Raw genomic sequence first — 4,578 nt, forward strand, 5'->3', positions numbered from 1 at the left:
CCTGGCCGCGCAGGCCCGCTGGGGCGACACCGACCTCGGCGCCCCGCGGGTGCTGATCCACGGCGGTGCCGGCGGGATCGGCTCCCACGCGATCCAGGTGTGTCGCGCGCTCGGGGCCCGCGTGGCCACCACCGCTGGCGGGCCGGAGAAGGTGCAGATGTGCCGCGAACTGGGCGCGAACCTGGTGATCGACTACCGGGACGAGGACTTTGTCGAACGGGTCAAGGACTGGACCGACGACGACGAGCGCGGCCGCGGCGTCGACCTGGTCCTGGACGTGATGGGCGCGAAGTACCTGGAGAAGAACATCGCGTCCCTGGCGCCGGACGGTCGCGTCATCGTCATCGGCCTGCAGGGCGGGGTGAAGGGTGAGCTCAACCTGGGCCGGTTACTGCCCAAGAGGGCCGGCATCCTCGCGACCAACCTCCGGGCCCGACCTGCGGACGGCCCCGGCGGCAAGACCGGCATCTGCCGGGAGGTCGTGGACCAGGTGTGGCCGATGGTCGCAGCAGGGGACGTCACCACCCGGGTCTCCCGCGAGATCCCGCTCGACCGGGCCGCAGACGCACTGGCCCTGCTGGAGTCGGGCGAGAGCCACGGCAAGATCCTGCTCACGGTCGACTGATGCGATCCAGCACGTCGAGGGTCTCGTCGCACCAGCCCACCCACGCCTGCTCCGCCTGGATGCCCAACTTGAGCACCTGGTGCTGGAGCGCACCCCGGACCTCGACGGGGTCGCGGTCCGCGAAGTCCTGCTCCTCGATCTCCCGGTACCGCCGTAGGTTCTCCACCCGCTGGCGGCGGTGGTACCCGAGGGCCCGCCGAAGGTCATCCACCCTGCCCGTGGCCGCGGCCGCGCGGACACGGACCGCGAGGCTCGAGCGCATCGGTTCGGGCTCGTCGTCCTCCCCGATCCACTCCACCAGCAGGTCCCGGCCGGTGTCGGCGACGGCGAACCTCCTGGGTTGCCCCCGCCGCGGCGGTCCCTGCTGAGGCAGCTCGTGGATGAGGCCCGCGGACGCCAGCCGATCGAGCTCGCGGTAGATCTGCTGGTGGGTCGCGGGCCAGAAGTACCCGATCGACTTGTCGAACCGGCGGGCGAGTTCGATGCCGCTGCCCTCCCGCTCGGTGAGGGAGGTGAGGATCGCGAACTTCAGCGACATCGGGTCAGCGGGTCGCGGGCAGACCCGCGGTGAGAGCCGTCACCGCGTCGTCGTACTCGGACCGCAGCCGCTCGACCAGCTCGCGGACGGTCCCGACCGAGTCCACCGCGCCCACGCCCTGACCGGCGCCCCAGATGTCGCGCCACGCCTTGGAGTCGGTGGTCCCCCCGGAGCCGAAGTCCATGGCCGAGGGATCGGACTCGGGCAGATCGTCGGGGTTCAGGCCGGCGGCCTCGATACTGCCCCGCAGGTAGTTCCCGTGGATACCGGTGAAGAGGTTGCTGTAGACGATGTCGCCGGCGCCGCTGTCGACGATCATCTGCTTGTAGGCGTCGGTGGCGCGGGACTCCTCGGTCGCGAGGAACGCCGAACCCACGTAGGCGAGGTCGGCACCGGCCGCCTGTGCGGCGAGGATCGAGCGACCGTGGGCGATGGCCCCGGACAGCAGCAGCGGGCCGTCGAACCACTCGCGGATCTCGCTGACCAGCGCGAACGGCGACTGGGTGCCGGCGTGTCCCCCGGCGCCTGCGGCGACCGCGACGAGCCCGTCCGCGCCCTTCTCGACGGCCTTGCGGGCGAACCGGTCGTTGATCACGTCATGCAGGACGATGCCGCCGTACGAATGGACGGCCTCGTTGACCTCCTCGCGCGCACCGAGGGAGGTGATGACGATCGGCACCTCGTGCTCGACGACGGTGGCCAGGTCCTGCTCGAGCCGATCATTGGAGCGATGGACGATCTGGTTGACCGCGAACGGGGCGACGTACCGGTCGGGGTTAGCGGCGGCGAACGCCTCGTTGCTCTCCCGCACCTGCTCGATCCACTCGGCCAGCGCCGACTGCGGCCGAGCGTTGAGCGCCGGGAACGACCCGATCACCCCCGCCTGACACTGCGCTGCCACCAGCTCGGGGCCGGAGTAGATGAACATCGGCGAGGCGACCACCGGGACGGTGAGCGGGCCGGCGAGCACTGAGGGAAGGGCCATGAGCAGTCCTGTCGTGAGCGGGGCGGAGCAGACTTCTCCCCCGACCGTACGGTCGCGCCGACTTTTGTGCAACTAGTTGCACAAAAGTCGGCGGCCTCGCGTCAGCGACAGAACCCACACCTCACGGACGGGAGTCGCGGTCTAGGACAGCTCCGCGAAGCGTTCGGTGTCGCGTACCTTGCCGGAGACGATGATGGTGTCTCCGGGGTGCAGGATCGTGTCGGCGGCGGCGTAGGTGAAGCCCTCCCCGGGACGCTTGATCGCCACCACGGTCACGCCGTGGTCCGTGCGGATCGACGTCGCACCGAGACTGCGACCCGTCGCGAACGCGGGGGCGGTCGTCTTGACCATGGCGAATCCGTCATCGAACTCGATGTAGTCGATCATCCGGCCGCGGACCAGGTGGGCCACCCGCTTGCCCATGTCGTGTTCCGGCCGCACGACATGATGCACACCGATCTGCGTGAGGATCTTGGCGTGAGAGTTGCTGATCGCCTTGGCCCACACGTTGGCCACGCCCATATTGATCAGGGCCGAGGCGGTCAGCAGGCTGGCCTCGAGGTCGGAGCCGATCCCCACCACCGCGCGATCGAACTCGTGCACCGACAACTGACGTAGGGACTCCTCGTCTGTGGTGTCGGCCACCACCGCGTGGGTGAGGCGGTTGGCGATCTTCTGCACGACCGCATCGCTCGCGTCGACGCCCAACACCTCCGCGCCCTGGGACATCAACTCCAGGGCGAGCGACTTGCCGAACCGACCCAGACCGAGCACTGCCACGGCGTCCGGCGCTGATTTCCTAGCCAATGAGAGGCCTTTCTGCGGGAAGGTCGTACCGTCGTCCGCGCTGGCGAGCGGCCAGGGCACTGACCATGGTGATCGGGCCGATCCGGCCCAGGTACATCAGTCCGATCAGTATCCACTGACCCCACTCGGGAAGCCGCGCGGTGATGCCGGTGGACAGCCCCACCGTGGCGAACGCGGAGGTGACCTCGAACAGCAGTTCATTGAGCCCGAACGGCGTCCCCGCCAGGAGCACGATGGTCGAGACCGTCACCAATCCGATACCGATGAGTGCCACGGCCAACGCCTGGCGCTGGACGCGGGTGTCCACACGGCGGTCGAAGATCGTGACCGATTTCTCGCCCCGCACCTCTGCGACCATGACGAACAGCAGAAGTGCGAAGGTCGTCACCTTGATACCGCCGGCAGTGCCTCCGCTGCCGCCTCCGATGAACATCAACACGTCGGTCACGAGCAGGGTCGCCTCGTCCATCTGCGCGTAGTCGACGCTGTTGAAGCCGGCGGTTCTGGGCATCGTCCCCTGGAACGCGGCCACCAGGACCTTGTCGGCGAAACCGAACGATTGCAGCGTGCGGGTCCACTCCAGCGCCAGGACCGCCGCGAACCCCGCCAACAGCAGGATCGCCGTGACGTGCACGGTCAGCCGGGTGTGCAGGCTCCACCGCGGGTGCTCCCGGGTCGCGGATCCGGACCGGCGGATGCGCCGCCCCACCTCGAACAGGACCGGGAAGCCCAACCCGCCCAGGATCACCGCCACCATCAACGGCACACAGATCCACGGATCGGTGGCGAAGCCGATCACGTTGTCGCTGTACAGCGCGAACCCGGCGTTGTTGAACGCCGAGACCGAATGGAACACGCCCAGCCACAGCGACCGCAGCACCGGCTCGTCGTACCCGACCGCGAAACGAATCGCCAGCGCCGCCGCGGTGACCGCCTCGATGAGCAGACTCATCCGGACCACGCCCACGACCACGCCCCGCACGTCGCCGAGTTCGGCCGCCCGGGCCTCGGCCGCGGTGTTCAACCGTGCCTTGAGCCCGATCCGGTGCGCCAACATCAACCCCACCAACGAGGCCATGGTCATGATCCCCAGGCCACCGATCTGGATCAGGCCCAGAATGACCGCCTGGCCGAATCCCGACCAGTGCACAGGGGTGTCCACCACGATCAACCCGGTCAAGCACATCGCCGACGTCGCCGTGAACAGCGCTTCGGTCACACTGGTGGCGCCCCCGGACGCCACCGCCGCGGGCAGCAGCAGCAACCCGGTCCCCACCGCGATCGCCGCAGCGAAACTCAGGGCGACGACCCGGACCGGACTCAACGTCGCCCAGCCCGCCCACCGCCGCATCACAGACGGTGACACCCGCCCATACGCAGTCACGAGGTCGAACAGTAGACCTCGGCGCCACCGATGAACAGTAGGAGTTCGCCCTCCGTGAACCGGCTGCGTATCACCGCAGCGTGCGGCCCACGACCCCCGCGTAGATCTCCTGCGCCAACCGCTCCGCGCCCTCCACGAGCGCGGCGACGGCTGCCGGATCGACGCCGCCCGCCGCGGGCACCCGGGGAACGACGGTGCGCGGGCCGTCGTCGGCCGCCACAGAACTCCACCGCGATCCG

The 4,578-nt window shown here is 69.2% G+C and carries 5 protein-coding genes; 1 reads left to right on the forward strand and 4 read right to left on the reverse strand.

All coding sequences use genetic code 11. The annotated features are described in order from the left end of the window. Positions 1–625: zinc-binding dehydrogenase (locus G6024_RS13355; RefSeq protein ID WP_159148908.1), on the forward strand; the 625-nt coding region annotated here is incomplete at its 5' end. On the opposite strand, the gene G6024_RS13360 is transcribed toward G6024_RS13355, so the two are convergent. The 4 genes from G6024_RS13360 to G6024_RS13375 all read right to left on the reverse strand — a co-directional run bounded on the left by G6024_RS13360 (position 612) and on the right by G6024_RS13375 (position 4,306). Further along, positions 612–1,163 (reverse strand): PadR family transcriptional regulator, encoded by a 552-nt coding sequence (locus G6024_RS13360; RefSeq protein ID WP_159148909.1) that lies wholly within the window; start codon positions 1,161–1,163, stop codon positions 612–614. The two genes, G6024_RS13355 and G6024_RS13360, sit on opposite strands and share 14 nt — an antisense overlap. Positions 1,164–1,167: 4 nt before the next feature. Continuing rightward, positions 1,168–2,148 (reverse strand): NAD(P)H-dependent flavin oxidoreductase, encoded by a 981-nt coding sequence (locus tag G6024_RS13365; RefSeq protein WP_069389250.1) that lies wholly within the window; start codon positions 2,146–2,148, stop codon positions 1,168–1,170. Between the two features lie 141 nt (positions 2,149–2,289). Further along, positions 2,290–2,928: a potassium channel family protein gene (locus G6024_RS13370; protein ID WP_061229485.1), complete on the reverse strand. Its 639-nt coding sequence runs from the start codon at positions 2,926–2,928 to the stop codon at positions 2,290–2,292. 19 nt (positions 2,929–2,947) lie between these two features. Continuing rightward, positions 2,948–4,306 carry a TrkH family potassium uptake protein gene (locus tag G6024_RS13375; RefSeq protein WP_159148910.1) on the reverse strand — a complete coding sequence of 453 codons (1,359 nt, stop codon included), beginning with the start codon at positions 4,304–4,306 and terminating at the stop codon, positions 2,948–2,950. Positions 4,307–4,578: the final 272 nt, after the last annotated feature.

This window comes from Dietzia maris (assembly GCF_014144855.1).
GTDB lineage: Bacteria > Actinomycetota > Actinomycetes > Mycobacteriales > Mycobacteriaceae > Dietzia > Dietzia kunjamensis.

Bases quoted from the DNA above. Each gene is read 5' to 3' on its own strand.
- G6024_RS13360 (WP_159148909.1), bottom strand. From the start codon at position 1,163: ATGTCGCTGAAGTTCGCGATCCTCACCTCCCTCACCGAGCGGGAGGGC.
- G6024_RS13365 (WP_069389250.1), bottom strand. From the start codon at position 2,148: ATGGCCCTTCCCTCAGTGCTCGCCGGCCCGCTCACCGTCCCGGTGGTC.
- G6024_RS13375 (WP_159148910.1), bottom strand. From the start codon at position 4,306: ATGCGGCGGTGGGCGGGCTGGGCGACGTTGAGTCCGGTCCGGGTCGTC.